The following is a 23,792-nucleotide window of genomic DNA, read 5'->3' as shown; positions in this document are numbered from 1 at the left end:
ATCTCATCTTAAATTAAACATATTCAAAAAGAGTAGCGGAGGAGAAGGGGTGTGCTGTAGGAGGGAAGCGTTTGCCTTTGAAATCGTGAAGATACCACTTAATCTAATCAAATTTCACGATTTCAACAGAGACCGGAGGCAGACCCCTTCTCCGCAGCGGTCTGCTTTTTGACTCATTCCTTAACCGCTCCAACCATGATGCCTTTCGTGAAATACTTTTGCAAAAACGGGTACACACAAATAATTGGCAAGCACACAACCATAATGGTTGCATATTTGATAGTCTCCCCGATCTGCTCCGAATCCATGGCGGTTGCAGAACCGCTTGTCATCGTATCCGTACTGCTGGCTATCAAAATTTCGCGCAATATGAGTTGGACGGGATACAACTCCCTCGTTCGCAAATAAATCATCGCAGGAAACCATGAATTCCAATGTTGAACCAGATAGAACAAAATAATTACCGTAAACAAAGGAAGAATGAGTGGAATAAATATCCGAAACAATATGACAAAATCGTTAGCTCCATCAATTTTGGCCGACTCCTCCATACTATCGGGAACTCCCCTGAAGGCGGTTCTCATCACAATTAAATTGAACGTATTGATTGCGGATGGTATAATGAGCGCCCATATGCTGTCTTGCAGCCCCAAACTTTTCACATTCAAATAAGAAGGAATTAAGCCACCACTAAAGAACATCGTAAATACAATCATCAGCATAATGAAGCTACCAGCTTTGATATACCTTCTGGAAAGTGAATACGCCCCAAGCGAGGTCATGAGCATATTGACGGATGTTCCAACCAGAACATAAAATAGGGTGTTTCTATAGCCGGTAAGAATCATCGGATTATCAAACACATAACCGTATGCCTTCAAAGTGAAGCCCACCGGCCAGAATAGCAAACCTTGATGCTTCATTACATAGACAGGCTCACTGACGGAAGCAATAAGCACATAAATAAATGGGTACACAGTAATGAGAGCCAATCCGATCAAAGCGATATAAATGACCGGGTCCACCAGTCTTCCGTATAACGATCTTGTGTGCATGGTACGCCCCCTTACGAGCAACTTGATATTAAGGCAGTTGGTATAGCAGTAGTTTTTACCATAAGGAAGTACCTGTTTTTCTCGCCAATCGGTTGACTGTTAACAGCAATGCGAAATTGATGAGCGAATTAAACAGACCAACAGCTGTACTATAGCTGTAATCCATCTCCAACAGACCTTTGCGATAAATAAAGGAAGAGATGACATCGGCCGTTTCATAAACAGCCGGATTGTACAATAAAATGATCTTTTCGTACCCCACATCCATCATGTTTCCAACCCTGAGGATAAGCATGATAATGATAGTCGGCATAATTCCCGGGATCGTGATATGCAGCATCTGTGACCAACGATTAGCACCGTCCACTCTTGCTGCCTCGTACAGCTCCGGTGAAATCGCTGATAGAGCTGCCAAATAAATAATAGATCCCCAACCGATGCCTTGCCAAATATTAGACCCTACGTAGACTGTTCTGAACCAATCCTGATTTTGCATAAAAGAAATCGGTTGACCTCCAAACAAAACAATCAGCTGGTTGATAACCCCATTGAGAGCAGAGAAGTCAAGGATCATACCCACGACGACAATAAGTGAAATAAAATGTGGCAGATAGGAAACCGTTTGCACAAAACGCTTAAACATTTGTTTCTTGACTTCATTCAGTACCAGAGCCAAAATAATCGGCGCCGGAAATCCGAAAATTAAATCGTAAAAGCTGATAAGCAGCGTATTCTTCAGCAGCCTGACAAAATAGTAACTGTTGAAAAAGGCCTCAAAATGCTTCAATCCAACCCATTTACTATTCATTATTCCCTTGATTGGTGTAAAATCCTTAAAAGCGATCACCAATCCATAAATCGGAAAATAATGAATAACAATGTAATAAATAATAACCGGCACTAGCATCATATAAACGTACTTATGCTTGATAAGCTCTTTTGTAAAACCGACGACAAAGCTTATTTTTTTGGGCTGCACGGCTGCCTCTAAATCCACATTTATTCCCCCTTTAAGCTTGTTCATTTGTTGTTATGCTTACAAACTAAGTATAGGGTATGGATGAGGAGATCGGTATGGCATTCTCTTTGCAATCATGGTATTTTCTAATGCACTTCTCTCGAATAATGTTTATCTCTAAACTCCTGGGGGGTGCAGCCATATTCTCTTTTGAACAGCTTGCTGAAATATTGCGGATTTTGATAACCGAGTAATTCCGTTATTTCGTAAATTTTAAATAGCGGCTGCTTTAATAAATGCAGCGCTTTATCCATGCGCAGCCGATGGGTGAACTCACTGATACCTTCACCGGTTTCCTGCTTGTAAATTTTGGATAGATAAGCCGGGTTAAATCTGACATGATCAGCAATGATTTGGAGTGAAACGTCATTCGACAAATGGGTTTCTATGTATTGATTGACTTGCTTGACAAGCTGCGATCTTCCGTCCTGCGAGTATGCCTCCGTTAACCGCTCCAGCCTTTCCAGAATATGCTCAGCCCATTGCTGAAGCTGCCGTGCCGAACGAATTGGTGCTGCCGCATCGATAGGTTCAGATGATTCCTGGTTTAATTGAGACCAATGCAAACCATTGCTATGGAGAAATTGGAGAAAGCTGTGGGTGAGCAAATGGAATACCTCCAGCAAATGCTCATGCGAGTCAGACCACTTCGTCTGAAGCTCTTGTACAATGGCCTCCAGCTTCTCGTTGGCTTCCTGCCATTTGCCAAGATCCATCAGCTGAGCAATGGTTAGCGGTTCATACAGTCGTTGGAGTGACCGAATCTCCTTAGTTTCAGATCCCGACTCTGCCCAGCTGATCAGTATTCCCTCATCCTCACCGATATGATTACGAAATCTGGATACGCATCGTCTATACTCTTCCTGGAGACCCGCAGGAAAAGCAAATAATTGACTGATCATGATGGATATACTCCCTTGTAAATAAAACTGTACAGCACGCTGAAGCTGCTCCGCTTTTCGGGATGCTTGTATGCACACCTCTTCTTCCTTCACGATGGAATAATCGGAAGGATTTGCCTTCGGCTTTATAATCACAGCCAAATAGTCATGTACCTCCCGGCTGTGCCAAACATAAAAGCAATCGCTAAACAGCTCCTGAAGCATATTCAGTACAGAAAAATCCATCAGCAGTTGGTCGTTGTAATCAAATTGAACAAATTTGCCTTCCTTGCGGATGAGCAGCATTGAAACTTCATCTCCCTTGCCAAAAGGGATACCGTAAGTTCCCTTTAAATCGTCAAGAAGTGATGTATGCACACGCTTGCCATTGAGTAAATCGTACAACAAATTGGAGCTCATCAGAGGCAAGTTCTGATTCAACAGCTGCTGTTGTTTTTGCTCGGATAGGTAGCTATCCCTTTGGACCGACAGCTTGACCGATACCTTTGCAACAGCTTCTGTAATATCAGCGTCATTGACGGGCTTTAATAAATACTCCACTACATTGTGTTTAACAGCGGTTTGCGCATACTGGAAATCCGCGTGTCCGGACAAAATAATAATTTGAATATGAGCCCACTGTGCAGACAGTCTGCCAATCAGCTCAATCCCGTCCATACCTGGCATTCTGATATCCGTAACTACGATATTGACGGGATTCATGTTGATCGTTTCCAACGCCTCTGCAGCGGAGTAGGCCTTGAATACTTGCTCGATGCCGAATTTCTGCCATTCAATAGTGTCGGCCATGCTATCCACCAGATGTCTCTCATCATCCACAATAAGCAGATTAAACATAAGCTTCACCCCTTTTCTGTTCTTCTTCCCGCTCACTGCTACTTAAGCAGATTACTGCACATGTGCCGCCATACTGTGAGGGTTCGTATTGCAAATTCGCCCCCTTGCCGAATTGAAGCTTTAACCGCTGATTCACATTCCATACACCGCATCCCATATCCTCCAGAAGGGGTCCGTTGATTCGTTTGAGAAGTACTTGCTGTTCCTCCTCGCTCATCCCTGCCCCATCATCCTCTATCCTAATCTGACAAACGTTACCCGTTCGTTCTGCTGTAATATGTATGAAACCAGCATCCATTTCCGGCTCTATCCCGTGAATTAATGCATTCTCAACCAAAGGCTGCAGCAGCAATCGCGGGATTATAAGATCCTGCATCGAATCCTGGATATCGATTTGGTAGCGAATCCGGTCCATTCGCATTTGCTGAATGTCCAGATAATGCCGAATAAACGTAATTTCATCACCCAGCTTGCAAAAGGATTTTTCCGAGCGGGTCGTATACCTGTAATATTTGCTAAGACTATAAGCCATGGAAAGGATCGCTTCATACTGGCGGGTCTTGGCCATACTCATAATAAACGCCAGACAATTAAACAGAAAGTGCGGATTGATTTGGGCCTGGAGCTCCTTCAAAACCGCCTCCTTGGAGCGAATTTGCTCCGTCAGCACGGACTCAATCAAATTTTCAATTTGCGCAGCCATCCGGTTAAAGCTATTGAACAGAAAAACAAATTCGCTTGAGGTTGTCAGGGGCATTCGATTGGAATACTGTCCCTTTTCAATACGCCTGACACCTTGAACAAGCTCACGGATCGGAACCTGTACATGCCGATATAATAAATAAACAGCCAATATACTAAGTAAAATAAGTGCGGCAACACATGAATAAAAATAATTCCTGCTCTCCAATATAGGAGAAAGAATTTGCTGCAGTGCCACATAATCGACTACATACCAGCCAAGCTGCTTGGACTGGATGTAAGTGACCAGATAGGTTTTGCCCTCTACACGCTGCTCCACAATTCCTGAGGTTTCAAGCTTCATGTGCCGAAAACGCTCTGCAAGCTTTTCGGTGATCGCCGTGTTCATATTACTACTGCCAATGACCCCGTAATCCGGATGAAATAAAAAGGGATCGCGGATGCTATCTGTTTTGAATTGATTCAGGGCGATGCGAATATTTCGTTCGTAAAATCGGACCTTAATCATATGCTGGGCATCCACCACATTACCCGAGGCCATGTAGGGATAAACCTCGTTATACGCGAAAGCGTATTCCTTATATCCGTTGACTGTAACCTCCTCAACCTGCCAATCCGGCGTTAATGGATTTTTACTATAAGGCTCCTCATATTTAATTGATGGATTCGTGCTCAAGACCTCCTTGCGACCCGGAAAATAAATCGATAATTCATTATCCCAGCTGGCAAACAGCTTTTGTGTTTCCAGCTTTTGTTTAAGCTTCTCATTAAAAGCATTTTTCTCTGCGTCAGTAAGATCAGTCTGCTGCACTTCTGCCCTATAAGGACTGATATCCAACTCCTTATTCAAAAAGTTGGCAGAGGCGGATAACCTTTGTATTGCCGCATCGACCTGGTTGACAAAAAACGAAAGCTGCTCTCTATTGGCATTCTTTAAGGTCTGTTCTACCACATTAACGCTTACATAATTTGAGCGTCCATATAACAGCAGGACCGGCAGCAGCAGAACAACGATTAAAATGATAATTTTGGAGAATATAGTCATTCGTTTCAGCAATCAAATCCCCCCTGAGCATAGTCTTACAATGCTGACATCTGTATTTACGGCAACTTTGTTTACTCAATAGAAATTTATATTCATATAATTCAACTTTGTTTCTAAAATTGTATTACAGTTTATTTTTATCTGCAATCGTTATTTACAGTGAAATGGATTTACATAGAATCTGAACATATTACATCTATTCTCATGTTGTGTGCATTCACGCAGGCCACCTTCCTAGACGATAATAAAATTGCAAACATTGTGAAAAGGCTTACAATCAAACAGAATGGAGGAAAAAGCGTGTCAACAAGTATGCTAAGTCGAAATACGAAGGATCATCTGTGGGCTTATCTCTTTATAACACCGCAGTTATTAGGGTTATTATTGTTCGCTATCGGTCCTGTCCTATTCGCATTTGCTATCAGCTTTATGAAATGGGATATTACCTCAACACCAGTGTGGGTTGGTTTGCGTAATTATGAGAAACAGCTCTCCGATCCACTTTTTTGGAAAATCCTAAGCAATACTTTATTATTTTCTGCTCTCTATATTCCCGCAACACTGGTGTTAGCATTGATTTTAGCGCTTATGCTTAATCAGAATATCAAGGGCAGAATGGTATTTCGCGCAGCTTATTTTGTACCCGTCATTACATCGTCAATTGCTGTAGCACTTGTTTGGACCTGGCTGTACAACCCGGATTTCGGGCCGATCAACATAGCTTTACAGTCAATGGGGCTACCTGCTCCGGGATGGTTATCCAGCTTGACCTGGGCTATGCCGTCTATTGTTATCATGACGGTGTGGCAGAGTGTTGGATATAATATGGTGCTTTTCCTGGCAGGACTTCAAGGAGTACCCCGTCATTTGTATGAAGCAGCCAAAATCGACGGTGCCGGAGCGTGGCAGCAGTTCTTGAAAATAACACTGCCGATGATTTCACCTACGACCTTCTTTGTCCTTACTATGCTGCTCATCCATGCCTTACAGGTTTTCAACGAACCTTATATGATGACAAAGGGTGGTCCCGCGGATGCGACTAACGTAATTGTCCTGCACATCTATAATACTGCCTTCCAATTTTATAAGATGGGTGAAGCTTCCGCTATTTCGTTTGTCCTGTTTTTCATCATATTTGTCATAACCCTGTTTCAATTTAAATTTTCCAAGTGGGTGAATTACGATGTATAAAACAGCCGGTTCAACATCCACTTGGAAGAACACTATCTTATTTATCATCCTTCTTGCAGGCTCCATTATTATGGTTGTCCCTTTTTTCTGGATGATCGCTACCTCACTTAAGGAGCAGGCTGCTGTGTTTGCCTATCCTCCGCAATGGATCCCGAATCCTGTTCAGTTGGATAACTACTTTCGAGCCTGGACGATGTTCCCTATGGGGACAGCCTATCTGAACAGTTTCAAAATATCGATATTGGTTACGATCGGAACGCTTTTTAGCTGCTCGATGGCTGGATATGCCTTTGCCAAAATGGAGTTTCGTGGAAAAAAACTAATTTTTCTCGTGTTACTAGCCACGATGATGATTCCCGGACAAGTTACGATGATACCTATGTTTTTGTGGTTTAAACAAATCAGTTGGTTAGACACGCATTGGCCGTTAATTATCCCCCCTATCCTAACCAATGCCTTTGGTGTATTTTTACTCCGCCAGTTTATGCATTCCATTCCTAGTGAGCTGGAGGATGCCGGCAGGATTGACGGACTAAATCCATGGCAAATTTATTGGTCAATCGTACTCCCCAATAGCAGACCGGCTTTGGCTGCATTAGGCATCTTTACGTACATGTATCATTGGAACAATTTCCTTGGCCCACTCATTTATCTAAACACAAGTGAAAAGTTCACTCTTCCGTTACTGATAGCTTCTTTTCAGGGGCTTTACTCCACGGATTGGACCTTATTGATGGCTGCCTCTTGCATCACACTATTACCTGTATTACTGATTTATCTGTTCGCCCAAAGGTATTTTATCGAAGGCATTACCTTGAGCGGATTAAAAGGATAAATAATATGATTAGGGGATGAAGAAAATGAAAAAAAGGGTCACATCGTTCTTTATTTTGGGTCTGGTATTGTTCATTGTATTAGCAGGCTGCAGCTCTGGAAGTCAGCCTGCAGCTGGTAAAACCGACTCCAAAGCTCCGGTAACCTTAAGAATGTCGCTCATTACAGGAAGTCCGGAGGAACTGGCCGTTTGGCAAGAGGTCGTAGATGCTTTCAACAAAAAAGACCCATTGCTTCAAGTTAAGCTTGAGCAAGTGCCTGGCGGATGGGATGGATATACCAAAAAGATGACTGCAGAACTTGCTGCAGGAACACCACCCGATATAGGCAGAATGGGTGTAGCCTACATGCCGATGTTTTCCTCCAAAAATCAACTTGTCGACTTGTATCCATACGCCAAAAGCACACTAAATTTAGGCGATTATTACGAATCAGCTTTTTCACAATATATCAAAGACGATAAGATGTTCGGTGTCCCTGTAGGGATTTATACCTTGGGCATGTATTATAACAAGGATCTTTTTGATAAAGCAGGGGTTGCTTACCCGCCTGCAGATTGGAATAAAGCCTGGACCTGGGAAGAATTCCGCGCAGCAGCCCAGAAAATAACAACAGGGACCGGCGGAAATAAAACTTTTGGCACTTACGTCAACCTCGCTCCCGAAAGGTCTATGCAGTATCTGTGGTCCAATGGCGGAGGCATTATCGATGACAAAAGGACAAAGCAAATCGTAAATACACAGGAGACCAAAGAGGCTTATACGTTCCTGCAGGGATTAATTAAAGATGGCCTTTCACCTACGCCTGCAGATACCAAAACGCTTCCTCCGAATGATTTATTCATGACAGGGCGATTAGGGATGGTGGTTGAAGGTCCGTGGATGATGCCGGCATTTGGCAAAATCACAAATTTCAAATGGGGTGTAGCCCCTGTAGCAAGACCAAATGCTTCCAAGAAAGCCATAACCCCGAACTATGTGGATTCCTATGTTGTATTCAAAGGCTCCAAGCATGAGGCAGACGCTTGGAAAGCGATTCAATTCTTTATCGGCGATGAATCAGAAAATATTATGGTGAATCGAAATGCTTTTGGGATTCCAATCAAGAAATCCGTTGCAGAATCGAGGAAGAAGGATATGTTCTCAACGCTTTCGGAGCAAGAAAAACAGGTTTGGTTCCAATCCGTTGAATTCTCCAAGGAGGTTCCCTTTACCACTAATTGGTCTGAAATTGTAAATGCCTCCATGAAAAAGATGGATTTGGTCGGATTGAATCAATTAGATGCAGGTAAAGCTGCTGATGAGCTCGCTCCGGAAATTGAGAAGCTGCTGAAGGAACAATAAAAAGTGATGCAAAAAGATAGGGAGACCGTTCCTTCCTTATCTTTTTGCCTACCAGAATAAAGTACAGCTATTCTATGTTTTCATTCATTCACATGAACCTTTTTATTTGTAATACTAGTAAGTGAATTGAGTAACCTACAGAGGAAGGAAGTCACCCATTATGGATAACAAAAAAAACAAAAAACTTCGGATCGCTGTTGTTGGATTGAGATTCGGAGGTGCATTCGCACCCATTTATCATGCACATCCTGATGTCGAATATGTAGGTATTTGCGATACCAACGCGGAGCTGCTGAATCAGTATGGCGATAAATTTGGTTTTACAAGGAGACATACCGATCTGGAGGAAATTCTCCAGTCGGACGAATACGATGCCGTTCATCTGGTTTCCCCTATTCCCCAGCATGCCCAGCAATCGATAGCTGTCCTGAACTCAGGCAAGCATTGCGCTTGTACCGTACCTATGGCGACAACAATTGAAGACATTCATGCGATCATCGCTGCACAAAAACAAAGCAAAAAAAATTACATGATGATGGAAACCACCATTTATACGTATCAGTACTTATTTGCTAAGGAAATGTTTGAAAAGGGAGAGTTCGGACGTATCCAGTTCTTAAGAGGAGCCCATTACCAGAACATGGATAACTGGCCTTCCTATTGGATGGGATTACCTCCTATGCACTATGCGACACATGCAGTAGCCCCCCTATTAGCTATCGCCAATGCTCGTGCGACAAAGGTTCATTGCTTTGGTTCCGGGGTTATGCATGAGGAATTGAAAACACAATATGGTAACCCCTTTCCAATTGAAACAGCCATATTTCAATTAAGTACGGGAGATTTGAGTGCAGAGGTAACTCGGTCATTATTCGAAACAGCCAGAGGATATATGGAAAGCTTCAATATTTATGGCGATAAGGCTGCGATGGAATGGCATATGGAAGATGAGGCTCAGGTTCTGTTCAGGATGGGTCCTAAGAAACCGGATCGCGGAAGAGATGTTTCAGTTGAAAGAGTCACGCCCCCAGCCAGAGCGGATTTGCTTCCACCTGAGCTTGCCTACTATATTACTCACCAGGATGAACTGGACCCGGACAATCCTCATCAATCCGTTCTACAGGGTAACGGCCACCATGGCTCGCATCCTCATCTCGTGCATGAATTTGTCAGCAGCATTGTCGAAGAGCGCAAGCCTGCTATTGATGCGATAACTGCTGCCAATTGGTCGGCAGCGGGTATATGCGCTCATGAATCCGCTATGAATGGCGGTATAGAAGTCACGATTCCAGACTTCGAGTAGTCCTTGTTATTATAGTAGGGTAAGACGGGGGATTACTCCCCCGGACTCCCCGTCAAACCGTGCATGCGGATTTCCCGCACACGGCTTTCCTTCGTCAGTTCCCCATCTTCAGGAGTGAGTCCTCTTCACCCGTCACCGGGCTGCATATTTCAGTCCTGAATTAGAAACATGTGATGAGCAGGTTCGTTAGAAATACCATTCCGGCTTCTTCCAACGTTTTGTTTGGAATGATCCGGTTAGAAACCGTAGACTTCTTCTTGCGCATGAACGCTCTTACTCTCATCCGCATCCACTCGTCTAGTCGCTGAAACTTGCTCTTCACATTCCCAATCCCAAAGTAATTCCCAAACCCTCGCGACACTTCATTTAGCTTCTTGATCATTTCGTGGAGGTTGTTTCCTTGCTGCCTGCGGGTCATCTTACGGACTTTGTCTTTGTACTTCTTCACTTTGGCGTCCGGTAAGATGAGATAACTCTTCCAGAAGTAAACCCTAGAAAACGGAATCCTTCGTCAAAATGCACCACTTTCGTTTTCTCCGGATGCATTCGAAGCCGCAATTCTTCTTCCAGTATCGTCTTTGCCGCTATGTACGCTTCTTCTGCCTGCTCCTTCGTTTTGCAAAGGATGACGGCATCATCCGCATATCTAACCACCGCAAAGCCCTTTTCCTTCATTCCCCAGTCAAAATGATTCAAGTACAGATTTGCAAGCAGCGGACTGATGACGCCGCCCTGTGGAGAACCGACTTCCGTTTCATGGAACTGATCATCTTCCATGACTCCTGCCGTAAGCCATCCGCGAATGAGCGTCAGCACTTTCCCGTCGGTTATTCGTTCATGCACCTTTTCCATCAGCAGGTCATGCGGGATTTCATCGAAAAAGGACATGATGTCAAGGTCTACCACATAGTCGTATCCGCCGCGCTTGGCTCGCCTGATCGTGTGTATCGCTTGGTGCGCGGAATATCCGGGACGAAAGCCAAAGCTGTAATCGTAGAAGTCTTGCTCAAAGATCGGCTCAATGACTTGGCGTACGGCTTGCTGGCATACACGATCCCGGATCGTGGGTATGCCTAGCGGTCTTAATTTCCCATTATCCTTTTCAATGTAGTGTCGCAAAACAGGGTCGGGCTTGTAACGTCCCTGCTGGAGTAACCTTTGTAATTCTCTCAGGTTTGCACCCACGTTCTTCTCGAACCTCTCGATGCTCACGCCATCGATTCCGCCGCTTCCTTGGTTCTTCTTTACCGACAGCCATGCTTCGTACAGATTGTCCGTTTGGTATACTTTGTCGATCAAGGAGTAGTATCGCCGTTTCGGTTTCATTGGGGTTTCACTACCTTTACCGCTACTCTAGGTTTCCCCGTTTTTACGGCGGGTCACCCGACATCGCCGCCACCTCTGGTTCACCGCATTCCGGGCTGGACTTTGCCTGCAGGCCCTTCGGATTCCCTCTCACGAGAGACACCCTGCCAATCCTCACCTACTGGGGTAGGACTTCTACTTTGGCTACGGCACTTTAAAGGGTAAAGTTACCAGGTGGATTTGAACCACTTAGATTGTGCGACTGTGAGGCGCACATAAATACCGCCTGTTATGCAGGCGGCTATTTGGCTTTGCCTCGCTTCAATTATTACATCCGGTATATATTTTTAATATACTCGGAGGGTGATTCCCCCATCACCTTTTTGAATACCCGGCTGAAGTAATAGGGGCTGGCATAACCCATTTTGTCGCTAACCTCCGAAATATTCATGGAAGTATTCTTCAGCAATTCCGCTGCATGGTGAATTCTTAGTCTTTCATGGTATTTGAACATGCTTGTACCCATTTTGGTTTTGAACAGCGTGCTCAGGTATTGGTAGTTTAATTGAAAATCGTTATGTATGCGATCGGTATCCAACTCCATATGACTATGCTCATCCAAATATTTGACCAGCCTGCGTACAACCGTATCCGATTTACTAAGCATTTGATTCTCTTGGGATTGCCGGACAAGATCCAGAAAAATGTCCAAAGACCCCATACTTAAATAGAGATGGTGAAAATGTCGGGGAGCGTTGTACAAATCGTATAGCTCCTTCAGCTTTCTATTCATATAGGGAGCGTTCTTCACCTTTATCATCTTGGGAAGTGCAAAGCTGAAATCATACTGCTCAGGTGAATACAAGGTAGAGGCGGGCATCAGCATGGGCTGATGGTTCATAGGCTCCGTCTCTTCAGCCTGCCCGGGGTCACCCAGATTATCATAGAAATGAATCCAGAGTGTAGTAGTGCCAGGACGGGTCCCGTTCTCTCCCCAATGATGAATTCCGCTTTTCAGAAAGAGAACCTCTCCTTCTCTTATTCTGTATTCCTTACCCGCTTCAAACACTTGCATCTCGCCCTCAATCACAAAGATGAGAACATGATAATCCGCCACCCGATCCGGATGAATCCAGCCATTTCCTGTTAACGTAGACCCTACATCTCGGATTAGAGGCAATCGTGCGGCATGCATATAAATTTCGTTCAATGAGGCAGCTCCTTTCACTCGTCGTTACCCGTATCTGCAGGATGCAGCGAACGGAGTCTGGATGGTGCATAACCGAAATGTCGTTTGAAAAGCTTACTAAAGGTATAAATGTCCGTGTAGCCAAGCGCACTCGAGATCTCGGTCACAGACATCGTCGTTTCGGTAAGCAGATGAACCGCGCGCTCCATTCGCAGCTTGGTAACCGTTTCTTTTAATGTAATTCCAGTGTACTCCTTCATCAGCTTGCTCACATAACGAGCTGTGAAGCCGACCGATTTGGCCAGTGATTCATAATTCACCGTTTCAGTAAGAGAGAGCCGGATGGAATCTTGGATTTTCAATATAATCTGCTTATGATAATAGCTCTGATGCGGCATGCTCTGCCGTTCGGACTCCCGATTCCAACGGGTAAGAATCAGCTTGAGCAGAAGGTTAATTTCAAAGGGGTCATCCTCTGCCTGACGATGCGCCAATTCAATTAACTGCTGAAGCAGCGGCTCAACTGCTGACATTTCACGAAAGTTCACACAGCGCTTATCCGGCAGGATTAAGGTTTCTACAGTCTCTTTGGTGATATCCTTCACAATGAAATGGCAAAATAGTACAGTAAGCATATGATTCGGGTTCTGTACTGCCGTAACTCGGTCGCCAGGTCGAATAACAAAGCAGGAGCCAGGCTGAATGTCGTACCCCACTTCATTAATGTGCATATGGCCTTGTCCTGATACGGCATACCACACATCATAATCATGAAAAGAAGGTGGCTGCCATGACCAGGTCGGCTCACAGCGATATTTGCCAAAAGACCCGCTCACTGTAAAATACACCTCGTTAAACCTGTTCAGCAATGGGCTATATTCAGACATGCAGCTATTACTCCTTATTAGCAATTTGATGCGATAGCTATAGCATACCAAAACTAATAGCATTTGAGTACAAAAAATATGACACTGCCTCCATTCTGCTCAAGCCTCTCTTTATGATATCTTTGAATTAAGAAATTACTATAAATTCTATAGGAGGAATGAAAAATGAGTAAGGTAGAATTAACCCCTGAACAAATTAACAACGAATTATATCGATACGATAAGGTGCATGTAAGTCTAAAGGGAAAAGACGAGCTTCTGGATAAGCATATTCAGGAATATAAAAGAGATGGATTTCTTTCCATTGATCCTCTGCTCGACCAGGCTGTTGTGAAAACTGCCATTGATGGAATTATGGATCTTGCTTTTGTTGACCGCAAAGGTGCCAAGCTGCAATTTTCAAAACCGGAGAAGGAGCTTCATACCCTAGAAGAACGGGAGCTTGCCATTCGTAAGGTTTCTGAATTTGTGAATGAAGAGGAGCGGCTTAAAGCAGTTGCTTACCATCCGGATATTATTAACGTGATTCGGCAGATTTTCGGCGAAGAGCCTGTGCTCATTCAGGATATGGCTCTTTTGAAGCCTCCTCACGGCGGCGGGGAGAAGCCCTGGCATCAGGATATGGCTTACGGAAATTTAACGTATACAAAGGCTGTTATCGGAGTGTGGATTGCTTTGGACGAGGCAACCGTCAACAATGGCTGCATGCATGTCATTCCAAGGTCTCATCAGGAAGGTGCTACACCTCATTATGCGATTCGCGACTGGCAGCTCTGTGACATTCAGGTACCTGTGGAAAGGGACGTTATTGTTCCGCTGAAACCGGGTGGTGTTTTGTTTTTTCACGGCATGCTGTACCACGGAACACCGTATAATTTCTCAACGGATCGGCGCAGAGCGCTGCAATTCCATTATGCGCCGGCATCCTCGGTACGGGTCGGTCCGCATGAATACAAAAGAATGTTTACAAACGAATTATCCGGGGCGGAATGTTAAAAATTGCTGTTCCCGTTATAAGAAAACAAATGCCCCGAATTTCCATATACGGGGCGTTCGTTTATTTTTTTGCATACTTGCGATAATCAGAGGGAGAAACCCCTGTTGTACGCTTGAAAATATGAATAAAATGACCAGCATGATTAAAGCCGGTTATTGAATAAATTTCCGTTATTTTTTTATCCGTGTTTCTTAACAGTTCCTGCGCTTTGATGATACGCTGCTCATTCAGAAATTGAACAAATGTTTTACCCGTCATCGATTTAAATACATTACTAAAGTGGCTTGGAGACATAAAGGCTGTATTCGCCGCTTCCTTCAACGTAATATCGTTGGCATAATGCTCCTCAATGAAATGGATAGAGTCATACATGGCTTGTTTTCTTTGCTCAAACATCTGGTGATCGGCTCTGCCATCATAATAACGGGCAAACTCCCTACCTGCCAAAACCAGCAGCTTAAGCAAATCCGCTCTTACAGCCAATTGATTTAACGGCTGCTGCTCTGCAAGCTCTTGTCGAATTGATTCGATCACCCCTTCAACGGCAAGCTGGGCTTCTATGGGAAGATTGAGCTTGGAAAGCACCTGATCCGGTGAGGTTAACCAGGGCTGAAGATAGGCAAAGTCAACCAAATGCTTCATCTGCTCCACATTTTTAACGTTTTCATTGATGAGACTGGGCATAAAATCAATCTGCGCAATCACGATGTCCTGATCAAGGTACGTCTTCAAACTATGGTACATATGAGGCGGAATCGAAAAGATATCGCCTTTACACAGTACAACCTCCGTGTCCTGAATACAATGCAGGCATGAACCTCTAATGACATAACATAATTGAAAAAAATCATGTGCGTGGGTTTTAGATGGCAAATTTTGCTCGTTCCTGTAAGTCAGTGTAAAAGGAAACGGTTCCTTTAAAAATTCAGCATGTTCATACAAAATTAAAGGAGCAGCTTGTGTTTTCTGATGTTCTTCAGGCATATGTGCCCCTCCGTTCGGGTCAAATTGTTTACAGGTATCCTATCATAAAAAAACGTAATTGATAAACATAAATACGCAAGCTTTATATGTTCTTATCCGTTAGACTAGACTGAAATCGATAAATAATAATAAAAAGGCGGCCCCATGATGAATATCTTAATTACTCTTCAAGAAGGAACACTTCGGGAACAATTTTTCCCGGCTGGGGTTCTCAAGCAGCTCAGCCAAATCGGCAGCGTGCGATTCAATGAAACCGGACGAACATTAACCGAGGATGAGCTGGCTGAGCACCTCATTGGAATCGATGTGTGCTTGACCCACAGCTGGACTGGAATCTCACAATTCAGTGAAAAGGTACTTCATCAAGCGGATCAGCTTCAATTGATCGCTCACGTTGCCGGTTCGGTGGCCCCATTTATTACCGATCATGTATACGACAAAGGCATTAAGGTATGCAGCGCTAATCGGATTATGGCCCGGTATGTTGCAGAAGGAACACTAGCCTATATCCTCAGCTCGCTGCGACAAATTCCCCAATATGATCGAGACATGAAAAATGGGCTTTGGAACAAAGGGCCTATAGGCAGCCTTATTGGAAAAAAGGTAGCTTTGATCGGACTCGGTACAGTAGGCCGATTCCTGCTGGATTTTCTCAAGCCTTTTGAGGTCACTGTGAAAATCTATGATCCTTACCTTACCCGGGAAACAATTCCATTGGAAAAAGGGGTCGAGCTCGAACCTTCTCTGGAGGAAGCATTGTCCTGGGGAGACATCATCTCGCTGCATGCTTCGAAAACGGAGCAAACCTTTCACATGCTGAACTCCGCCTCGCTTGCTCTCATTCAGGACGGTGCTCTATTGATCAATACCGCCAGAGGAGCGCTTATCGATGAACAAGCCCTTGCACAGGAGCTGGCTTCAGGTAGATTCAAGGCGGTACTTGATGTGTTCGAAATGGAGCCATTACCGCAGAACAGCCCATTGCGTGCCACAACCCATGCTATTATACAACCGCATTGTGCGGGAGATACCGACTATCTTGGTTATACATCAGGGATGCTGGAGGAGATTCAACGTTTCATCCGGCAAGAACCACTGCAGCATGAAATTCCCTACAGACAGTTCAAGCTGATGACTGTAAACGGGTAGTCACTTGACAGCAACCAGCAGCAAAGCCCGGTTTCCCATCAGGGAAGCCAGGCTTTCTTTGTTCAGCGGGAAGATTGATTACCAAGGAACTTTTCCAGCAGAAGAATTGTTTGCGTAAGCCTCCAAATACTTAGTGATCTCTTCTTGCAGGTCTTCTATGCTGCGAGCGTCGTCCTTAAGCATATAGTCCACCCACCGTTTCCCATAACGGACATGATTGGATTCATCAGACCAGTCCACATCCGCGAATAGCTGGGAACGAGGGTCGCCTTGCTGCTCATAGAAACGTACCCGCACGCTTTTGCGAGGCATAAAATAAACCTCCAACCCAAGAGTCAGATAGCAAAGACGATGCAGTAAAGGTATCCCTTGCGACTGCTCGAACAGCACCATATTTACAATTGAAGGCTCCGTTCCAAGCTCGCGAAGACGGATTGCACCAAACTCAGCGTGGCGAACTTCATCCCAGAAATGATGGGCAATGTCCATAAAATATTGCCGTGGAGCATCCAGCTTCCATGAATCATATATGATTGTCGCTAGTAAAGCAGCAGCATAAAACTCGTTGAAGTACACTTGAAACTCCCCGATTGAACGCTCTTTCAGCGGAAGTGAAAGCTTGGATTCGTAGCTGCCCAGATCAGCTTCCCTGATACGACTGTCGAATATCATTGGTGTCGGCCATTCAAAAATAGCTTTCTCGGGCCGGACTATTTGTCTTGCATTTCTGGAGCTTAAACCTCCGATACCCCCTATTTCTTGCAAAAGTTCATCCAAATATGCCGACCACTGAGCCGCTCCTTCAGAATCTTGTAATTTCAATTGAAGTTTCTTTACGGATTCGGCTTCCCTCTCAACATCGGACAATAATCTGAGCAGGATTCGGATTTCCAAAGCATTCGCACTGGAATCTGCAACGAGTGTATGTTCCCGATATATATCCGCAAGATTATGAAGCATCCAAGACAATCCAGCAAGAAAGCATTGTTCGTCCGGAGCATGGATCAGTTCTTCACCTATACGAGCAAGTCCCGGTTCAATATTGGCATCGCGATGGCGGCCTCCCCGCAACTCCTCCAATCTAGTACCTAGCTCATTCACGCGTTCGGCGTGGGCATACAGATGATAACCAAGCTCAATCTTCATCTCCCAATCAGGTATTTTTAAAAACCAGCCGGCAAGAGCTCTCACACAGCTTTGTTCCATATAGGCATAACGACGAAATAGTTCTACCGATTTGCCTACATCCAATCCCCCTTGGCCTCTTTCGTCCACATACTTTTGCAGGTTTTCCTTCATGATAAACACTCCCTCTGTAGTTTAATGTTTCCCGCATATTCCATGATTTGAATGCGCTTACTTACATTAATAACCTATATACTTATTTTAACCCAATTTGAATAATGCTTCATCTCATTTTAATCTTGATTCATTCTAGTATTGAATCAATGTCATCTGGTATTGTTCCTTGAAAATCGCCGAAAGCTGCTTGGCGTATATTCATACTTTTTCTTAAAGGCTCTTTCAAAATAATTTAAGGTATTAAACCCGGACGCCAGACATACCTCGGTTATCGGTAAATCCGTAGACACCAATAAGGATCTACCAAATTGCAGTCTTACATCCAGCACATATTGCTGAAAGGAAATCCCTGTTTCTCTGTGAAAGCATTCGCTGAAATAGTTGGAGGAAAGCTTAGCCTTGGTGGCGACGGCCTCTAAAGTGAGTTGTTCTCTGAAATGATGATGAATATAGATCAGTACATTTTGAATAAACGGATTGGATCCAGAAGCTTCATTCGTACGAATACTCGGGCATTTGCGGTGCAGATCAAGTAAAATACGATTCAATGTGCTCCGTATGCCGATCATTCTTCCCTCTTGATCCGAATGATACTCTCTCCATAACCGATGAAAATCAGCCTCTATTACACTTAAATCCGGTTCCTGCAAAAAAGCCGTATGATTATAAACATCCTGGAACAAAAGCTGAAACAACTCCGTACTCAAAAACTCATTGGAAAACAGCACATTATATTTTTCCAGCACAGTTCCTGGCTTCGGTATGATCTCGTGAAAGTCGGCCGGCGTCTGAAGCATCAAATGTCCACGTTCCAGCTTGTGCTCCACGCCATTAATTCGGTGTATGCCTTCACCCGCGAGAATGATGCTGAGCTCATTAAAATCATGCCAGTGAATCGGAACTGCTTTCGTCAAAACGCTTAATACCATATGAAAGGATGCGGAATTACCAGCCAAGTCATCCATCATTAATCGGGTCGGCTCATTCGTGTAGGTCATACCTTATCCAACTCCTTTAACCTTGCGACGCCCCTATTCCGGTATGCAGGACAGGTTGTCTTCTCTTCTTCAGCATAACCTACAGAATGGCCGATGTGAATCTTTCTTTGCTGAGCAGCAAGCCTAGCGTTTCTGGTAGGTGTTGCCCGCCAAATCCTTGCCTCGGGCAAGCCATACTTCTCTTTCATTTAATACCTTTATATCTGTAGCAAAATATCTCATCGTGTAACCGCATCTGCGGTAGGCGCTCGTATTTGGTTCTGCTCCGTGGATAATTCTCGAATCATGCAAGGAGCATTCTCCACGCTCTAGCTCAAAGTATACGGCTTGAGATTCATCCACTTCTTTAACCTGAGTTGCAAACGTATTCGTTGTGCGATCCACCGGAATGTACTCCGAGAAGCCGTTGGTGTGAGTTCCGGGAATGACTCTCATGCAGCCATTTACTTTTGTACTGCGGTCGATTGCCAGCCATAACGTGACAATATTATCAAAGGAGTCCGCCCTGCCTTTCCAATAAGCAGAATCCTCATGCCAAGGTGTAGCTCTGCCTTTATAAGGCTCCTTACAAATAAAATGGCTGGACCATAATCCGATATTCGGACCAATTAACGGTTCCACCAGGTCAAGCACCTCATCACTCAACAAAAATTCGAGCAGTCGGGGATCACGGATATGCGGCCGATCCAATTCATCTGACAACTTGTCCCCCTTCTCCAACAGCTGCTCCTCAAAAATAGCTTGAAGACGATTTAGCTTATCTTCGGAAAATACAGGCTTATTGTAAATCAGATAACCTTGCTCATGGTACTTCTTGGAATCCAGTTCAGAAATTTTTGACATAGTTAACACTTCCTTATCTATATGGTGGTCTACATCTAAAGTATAAGGAATACAGACGATCCACGCTCAACTTATCCTCTTTAAAAGTGTGCATATCTTCGGATTGAACGTTATCCTAAGTACTACTCGGACGGTCCTACCGTTACCCAATTAAGGACGCTTGTTGTAGCGGTCCAAAGCGGTTTGCTGAATCTTTATAGCCTCATCAATATGAAGCGATTTCAACTTATTGACAAAATTGTCGTAATTTTCGATAGGTTCTGCACCCATAATAAATTTATTCAGCATTTCATCAGTATAAGTCTTTACATCATTCATAACGGAGGCATACTTGGTGCTTTCCTCCGGAGATGGTGTGACCGGGGGCATTTTCTTCTTGTTCAACGGCTCACTCCACAACTTTACTGCATTCTTTTGCAAAGGAGTTATCCAGCTGTATTGCTCGTTATAGCGAATATCTATAACCTTCGCTGTGAAACCGTAAATTTTCGCTAATGCCTGAGATACCGGCAGTCCTTGTGGATTCTTCATTACCTCATCCGTATATTTTGGATATCCATTTTCCATCTTGTAGGTTTTGCCTTCTATACCAAAGTTGAAGAGCATATGACCTTCAGGTCCATACTTATAATCAAGCCATTTGACGGTTTCGATCGGATTTTTATTCGACTTGGAAACAGCGTCACCCACTCCGGTAAAATAATTAATTTTGTGACCGAGCTCAGGCACATCACCTTTTTTCAGGGTAGGATAAGCAGTGCCAGCCAATTTAAAATTGGGATTTTTTGTCTCCATCAATTGATTATATTTACCTATTCCTCCTCCGGCAAGGAATACACTGGAACCAATTCTGTCGCCTGTCATTTTGGCATCGAACAGCTTCGTATCTGTAGTCGCGTATTCCTGATCCAGTAGGCCCTCCTTATACCATTTTTGAAGAGTTGCTATAAACTCCTTGAATTTAGGATCCAGCATTCCGTACTTGACTTTACCATCTTCCTGATAGAAATCAAACCCAATGCCCCAAGCTCCTACCAGGGTATCTTCAGCATTACCTGTACGAATCTGATTCAAGTTAATATTCATCGGAATTTCATCCCGTTTTCCATTTCCATTAGGGTCATTTTCCTTAAAAGCCTTCATGACCGTGTACCATTCATCTATCGTTGTAGGCGCTTGCAAGCCTAATTTCTCAAGCCAATCTTGACGTATACCTAGACCCCAGTAAGTTAATTGCTCTTTTTTTAAGGTCAAATCAGGAAATGCATAAATTTTTCCGGTATCTGTGGATATTTGCTTTCGAACATCCGGATTTTCCTTTAGTATCTTACTTAGGTTCGGAGCATGTTTCTCAATGAGATCCTTTAGATCGATGATGACGCCATCATTAATCGCTTTCTCCGGCCCGCCGTTAAAGCTAAGCCAATTGGTATGAATAATATCTGTGAGATTATTAGATGCAATCATAAGATTTAAAGCTTGTACGGATTGGCCCTGTCCTTTAGGAGGATGCTGAAATTCCATCTTGATCCCAGTTATTTTTTCCATTTCCTGATATGCTAAGGTTTCACTTTGATTTTTCACAACAGCAGCAGTAGCATCGCTCATTTCCATAAAGTAAGTCAGCTTCGCTGGTTTTTTCTCTGCTTCCTTTTCTGCTGCAGGCTGAGCTGTGCTCGCATTCCCTCCAGGACTACTGCAAGCATTAATTAATGAAACCGTTATCAAAAATACTGTGAAAGTGACCGTCATTTTTCTGGAATCTGTTTTTTTCATTTTTACATCCCCTTTTCAAATAAGTAGTTTACATACCCCATCTTATAAAATTAATCACAATCGCTATATAGTACAATCGTCGTTTCAGCCCTCAAAATAACGTCTTTACGACCATCTAAATGCGGGTTCAGCTTACCTACAATATTTCACTTAACCATACAATTAACGCCTTGCACCCAGTGTTCTTTTGCAGATGACAAAAACCGAACAGCTTAGTTTGCCCGGGTTCCTTTAAGCCTACGTTAGTGTTTTCCTATCCGTATTTACTGCATGTGCGGCTCGTCCTTGAAACAACTGCAATGAAACAGCTATGCTGTTTAAAACAAATAACCGTCGGAATCGTCCGACGGTTATTTGTATAGCTCACTAATGTGATCGTCTGTTACCTTTTATTATACCGATCCAAAGCTGCCTGTTGAATTTTGATAGCCTCATCAATATTGAGTGATTTCAGCTTTTTCACAAAGTTGTCGTAATTATCCATAGGCTCGGCACCCATAATAAATTTATTCAGCATTTCATCGGTATACGTTCTGATATCATTCATAACCGATGAGTACTTGGTGCTTTCTTCAGGAGATGGAGTAACGGGCGGCATTTTCTTTTTGTTCGTAGGCGCACTCCACATTTTTACGGCATCCTTTTGCAAAGGAGTAATCCAGCTGTACTGCTCGTTGTAGCGAATATCCACCAGTTTTGCTCCATAGCCATAAACCTTGGCCAAGGTTTGGGCAACAGGCAAGCCCTGTGGATTTTTCATAATATCGTCGGTATATTTCGGATAACCGTTTTCCAGCTTGTAGGAAACACCTTCAATTCCGAAGTTGAATAACATATGACCTTCCGGTCCATATTTATAATCCAGCCATTTGACCGTTTCAATCGGATTTTTATTAGTTTTGGAAATCGCATCACCAAGTCCGGTGAACGCGTTGATTTTTTGACCAAGCTCAGGTACGTCTCCCTTTTTCACAGTTGGATACGGGGTACCGGCTAATTTGTAATTAGGGTTCTTCGGCTGCATCAATTGATTGAACTTGCCTATTCCTCCGCCTGCAAGGAACACGCCTGAACCGATACGATCTCCTGTCATTTTGGCATCAAACAGCTTCGAATCTGTTGTCGCGTATTCCGGGTCCAGCAAGCCTTCCTTGTACCACTTTTGAAGCGTTGCTACAAAATCCTTGAATTTAGGATCAAGCATTCCGTATTTCACTTTTCCGTCTTCCTGGTAGAAATCGAAGCCAATCCCCCAGGCACCAACGATTGCATCGTCTGCAACGCCTGATCTCAACTGATTCAAATTAAAATTAATAGGAAGCTCATCCGCTTTTCCGTTGCCATTCGGGTCCTTCTCTTTAAATGCTTTCAGAACCGTATACCACTCGTCAATTGTCGTCGGGGTCTGCAAGCCTAATTTTTCAAGCCAATCCTGACGAATACCCAAGCCGTAATAGGTTAATTGCTCTTTGGTTACATATATTTCCGGAAAGGAGTATATTTTCCCGGTGTCCGTTGATATTTGCTTTTTAAGATCAGGATTTTCCTTTAAAATTTTGCTTAGGTTGGGAGCATACTTATCAATCAGATCCTTAAGATCAATAATGACACCGTCGTTAATCGCTTTTTCAGGTCCACCATTGTAAGTCAACCAATTATAAGTAATCACATCAGCAAGATTATTCGAGGCAACCATCAGATTCAAGGCTTGAGTCGCTTGCCCTTGTCCTTGAGGCGGATGCTGAAAATCGACTTTCACACCTGTACGTTTTTCCATTTCTTGAAAAACCAACGTTTCATTATAGCTTTTCATAACTGCTGCAGAGTTAGCTGATAACTCCGTAAAGTACGTTAGCTTGGTAAGCTTGCTCTCGGCCTGCTTTTCCGTAGAAGAATTTGCTGTTCCATTAGTACCTCCAGCATTGCTACAAGCACTAGCTAATGCAACCGTTGATAGTAAAGCAGTGAAACCGATTGCAATTTTTTTAGAATTTCTTTTTCTCATTGTGTACATCCCCTTCGTCGTTCAAATAGTGTTGCTATCCCCATCTTAGGGATCGATGACCCTTTGATAAAGAGTACAATTGTCATTTAAACCTTCAAAATAACGTCTTTATGACCATCAAATGCAG

Annotated in this window: 20 protein-coding genes; 6 read left to right on the top strand and 14 right to left on the bottom strand. The window is 43.7% G+C overall.

Annotated elements, in window-relative coordinates; translation table 11 throughout:
* Positions 1-173 precede the first annotated feature (173 nt).
* The 4 genes from NST47_RS19285 to NST47_RS19270 form a co-directional block, all read right to left on the bottom strand.
* Complete coding sequence (locus tag NST47_RS19285) at positions 174-1,055, bottom strand: carbohydrate ABC transporter permease (RefSeq protein WP_341156560.1); 882 nt, start codon at positions 1,053-1,055, stop codon at positions 174-176.
* A gap of 55 nt (positions 1,056-1,110) precedes the next feature.
* The gene (locus tag NST47_RS19280) at positions 1,111-1,965 is read right to left on the bottom strand and encodes an ABC transporter permease (RefSeq protein ID WP_341159703.1); all 855 of its coding nucleotides are present in this window, start codon (positions 1,963-1,965) and stop codon (positions 1,111-1,113) included.
* Between the two features lie 194 nt (positions 1,966-2,159).
* A complete protein-coding gene (locus tag NST47_RS19275; RefSeq protein WP_341156559.1) occupies positions 2,160-3,812 on the bottom strand; it encodes a response regulator in 1,653 nt (550 codons plus the stop codon).
* Positions 3,805-5,571, bottom strand: coding sequence for a sensor histidine kinase (locus NST47_RS19270; protein WP_341156558.1), 1,767 nt, complete (start codon positions 5,569-5,571; stop codon positions 3,805-3,807). The genes NST47_RS19275 and NST47_RS19270 overlap by 8 nt, the downstream gene beginning before the upstream one ends.
* Positions 5,572-5,859: 288 nt before the next feature.
* On the opposite strand from NST47_RS19270, the gene NST47_RS19265 reads away from it, so the two are divergent.
* The 4 genes from NST47_RS19265 (at position 5,860) to NST47_RS19250 (ending at position 10,230) form a co-directional block, all read left to right on the top strand.
* On the top strand, positions 5,860-6,750 hold the full coding sequence (locus tag NST47_RS19265; RefSeq protein WP_341156557.1) for a carbohydrate ABC transporter permease: 891 nt from the start codon (positions 5,860-5,862) through the stop codon (positions 6,748-6,750).
* Entirely contained in the window at positions 6,743-7,585 is an 843-nt protein-coding gene (locus NST47_RS19260) for a carbohydrate ABC transporter permease (protein WP_341156556.1), read from the top strand. Before NST47_RS19265 ends, NST47_RS19260 begins: the two co-directional genes overlap by 8 nt.
* A 25-nt stretch (positions 7,586-7,610) precedes the next feature.
* Positions 7,611-8,927, top strand: coding sequence for an ABC transporter substrate-binding protein (locus NST47_RS19255; protein ID WP_341156555.1), 1,317 nt, complete (start codon positions 7,611-7,613; stop codon positions 8,925-8,927).
* Between the two features lie 160 nt (positions 8,928-9,087).
* On the top strand, positions 9,088-10,230 hold the full coding sequence (locus NST47_RS19250; protein ID WP_341156554.1) for a Gfo/Idh/MocA family protein: 1,143 nt from the start codon (positions 9,088-9,090) through the stop codon (positions 10,228-10,230).
* 160 nt (positions 10,231-10,390) lie between these two features.
* Here the strand turns inward: NST47_RS19250 and NST47_RS19245 are convergent, their stop codons facing one another.
* The 4 genes from NST47_RS19245 to NST47_RS19230 form a co-directional block, all read right to left on the bottom strand.
* The gene (locus NST47_RS19245; RefSeq protein ID WP_341156553.1) at positions 10,391-10,678 is read right to left on the bottom strand and encodes a group II intron maturase-specific domain-containing protein; all 288 of its coding nucleotides are present in this window, start codon (positions 10,676-10,678) and stop codon (positions 10,391-10,393) included.
* Positions 10,675-11,556: a group II intron reverse transcriptase/maturase gene (ltrA, locus tag NST47_RS19240; protein ID WP_341156552.1), complete on the bottom strand. Its 882-nt coding sequence runs from the start codon at positions 11,554-11,556 to the stop codon at positions 10,675-10,677. Before ltrA ends, NST47_RS19245 begins: the two co-directional genes overlap by 4 nt.
* Before the next feature lie 307 nt (positions 11,557-11,863).
* Complete coding sequence (locus tag NST47_RS19235) at positions 11,864-12,745, bottom strand: AraC family transcriptional regulator (protein WP_341156551.1); 882 nt, start codon at positions 12,743-12,745, stop codon at positions 11,864-11,866.
* A gap of 14 nt (positions 12,746-12,759) precedes the next feature.
* Positions 12,760-13,611 carry a helix-turn-helix domain-containing protein gene (locus NST47_RS19230; RefSeq protein ID WP_341156550.1) on the bottom strand — a complete coding sequence of 284 codons (852 nt, stop codon included), beginning with the start codon at positions 13,609-13,611 and terminating at the stop codon, positions 12,760-12,762.
* Between the two features lie 165 nt (positions 13,612-13,776).
* Between NST47_RS19230 and NST47_RS19225 the strand changes: the two genes are divergently transcribed.
* Positions 13,777-14,607, top strand: coding sequence for a phytanoyl-CoA dioxygenase family protein (locus NST47_RS19225; RefSeq protein WP_341156549.1), 831 nt, complete (start codon positions 13,777-13,779; stop codon positions 14,605-14,607).
* Positions 14,608-14,668: 61 nt separating this feature from the next.
* Here NST47_RS19225 and NST47_RS19220 read toward each other — a convergent pair whose 3' ends face one another.
* Positions 14,669-15,592 (bottom strand): AraC family transcriptional regulator, encoded by a 924-nt coding sequence (locus NST47_RS19220; RefSeq protein ID WP_341156548.1) that lies wholly within the window; start codon positions 15,590-15,592, stop codon positions 14,669-14,671.
* 147 nt (positions 15,593-15,739) lie between these two features.
* Between NST47_RS19220 and NST47_RS19215 the strand changes: the two genes are divergently transcribed.
* Positions 15,740-16,741, top strand: a complete 1,002-nt coding sequence (locus tag NST47_RS19215; RefSeq protein ID WP_341156547.1) for a hydroxyacid dehydrogenase — start codon at positions 15,740-15,742, stop codon at positions 16,739-16,741.
* A 78-nt stretch (positions 16,742-16,819) separates the two neighbouring features.
* On the opposite strand, the gene NST47_RS19210 is transcribed toward NST47_RS19215, so the two are convergent.
* From NST47_RS19210 to NST47_RS19190, 5 genes are all read right to left on the bottom strand, one after another.
* Positions 16,820-18,040: a DUF455 family protein gene (locus tag NST47_RS19210; RefSeq protein ID WP_341156546.1), complete on the bottom strand. Its 1,221-nt coding sequence runs from the start codon at positions 18,038-18,040 to the stop codon at positions 16,820-16,822.
* A gap of 152 nt (positions 18,041-18,192) precedes the next feature.
* The gene (locus tag NST47_RS19205) at positions 18,193-19,041 is read right to left on the bottom strand and encodes a helix-turn-helix transcriptional regulator (RefSeq protein WP_341156545.1); all 849 of its coding nucleotides are present in this window, start codon (positions 19,039-19,041) and stop codon (positions 18,193-18,195) included.
* Positions 19,042-19,164: 123 nt separating this feature from the next.
* On the bottom strand, positions 19,165-19,884 hold the full coding sequence (locus tag NST47_RS19200; protein ID WP_341156544.1) for a phytanoyl-CoA dioxygenase family protein: 720 nt from the start codon (positions 19,882-19,884) through the stop codon (positions 19,165-19,167).
* A 150-nt stretch (positions 19,885-20,034) separates the two neighbouring features.
* Positions 20,035-21,660, bottom strand: a complete 1,626-nt coding sequence (locus NST47_RS19195; protein WP_341156543.1) for an ABC transporter substrate-binding protein — start codon at positions 21,658-21,660, stop codon at positions 20,035-20,037.
* Between the two features lie 382 nt (positions 21,661-22,042).
* Positions 22,043-23,665: an ABC transporter substrate-binding protein gene (locus NST47_RS19190; protein WP_341156542.1), complete on the bottom strand. Its 1,623-nt coding sequence runs from the start codon at positions 23,663-23,665 to the stop codon at positions 22,043-22,045.
* Positions 23,666-23,792 lie beyond the last annotated feature (127 nt).

Source organism: Paenibacillus sp. FSL H8-0034, assembly GCF_038000305.1.
GTDB lineage: Bacteria > Bacillota > Bacilli > Paenibacillales > NBRC-103111 > Paenibacillus_S.
This window is presented reverse-complemented; position numbering and strand designations above follow the sequence as displayed.

Bases quoted from the DNA above. Each gene is read 5' to 3' on its own strand.
- NST47_RS19195 (WP_341156543.1), bottom strand. From the start codon at position 21,660: ATGAAAAAAACAGATTCCAGAAAAATGACGGTCACTTTCACAGTATTT.
- NST47_RS19280 (WP_341159703.1), bottom strand. From the start codon at position 1,965: ATGATGCTAGTGCCGGTTATTATTTATTACATTGTTATTCATTATTTT.
- NST47_RS19200 (WP_341156544.1), bottom strand. From the start codon at position 19,884: ATGTCAAAAATTTCTGAACTGGATTCCAAGAAGTACCATGAGCAAGGT.
- NST47_RS19205 (WP_341156545.1), bottom strand. From the start codon at position 19,041: ATGACCTACACGAATGAGCCGACCCGATTAATGATGGATGACTTGGCT.
- NST47_RS19225 (WP_341156549.1), top strand. From the start codon at position 13,777: ATGAGTAAGGTAGAATTAACCCCTGAACAAATTAACAACGAATTATAT.
- NST47_RS19210 (WP_341156546.1), bottom strand. From the start codon at position 18,040: ATGAAGGAAAACCTGCAAAAGTATGTGGACGAAAGAGGCCAAGGGGGA.
- NST47_RS19255 (WP_341156555.1), top strand. From the start codon at position 7,611: ATGAAAAAAAGGGTCACATCGTTCTTTATTTTGGGTCTGGTATTGTTC.
- NST47_RS19250 (WP_341156554.1), top strand. From the start codon at position 9,088: ATGGATAACAAAAAAAACAAAAAACTTCGGATCGCTGTTGTTGGATTG.
- NST47_RS19260 (WP_341156556.1), top strand. From the start codon at position 6,743: ATGTATAAAACAGCCGGTTCAACATCCACTTGGAAGAACACTATCTTA.
- NST47_RS19285 (WP_341156560.1), bottom strand. From the start codon at position 1,055: ATGCACACAAGATCGTTATACGGAAGACTGGTGGACCCGGTCATTTAT.
- NST47_RS19275 (WP_341156559.1), bottom strand. From the start codon at position 3,812: ATGTTTAATCTGCTTATTGTGGATGATGAGAGACATCTGGTGGATAGC.
- NST47_RS19190 (WP_341156542.1), bottom strand. From the start codon at position 23,665: ATGAGAAAAAGAAATTCTAAAAAAATTGCAATCGGTTTCACTGCTTTA.
- ltrA (WP_341156552.1), bottom strand. From the start codon at position 11,556: ATGAAACCGAAACGGCGATACTACTCCTTGATCGACAAAGTATACCAA.
- NST47_RS19220 (WP_341156548.1), bottom strand. From the start codon at position 15,592: ATGCCTGAAGAACATCAGAAAACACAAGCTGCTCCTTTAATTTTGTAT.
- NST47_RS19215 (WP_341156547.1), top strand. From the start codon at position 15,740: ATGAATATCTTAATTACTCTTCAAGAAGGAACACTTCGGGAACAATTT.
- NST47_RS19230 (WP_341156550.1), bottom strand. From the start codon at position 13,611: ATGTCTGAATATAGCCCATTGCTGAACAGGTTTAACGAGGTGTATTTT.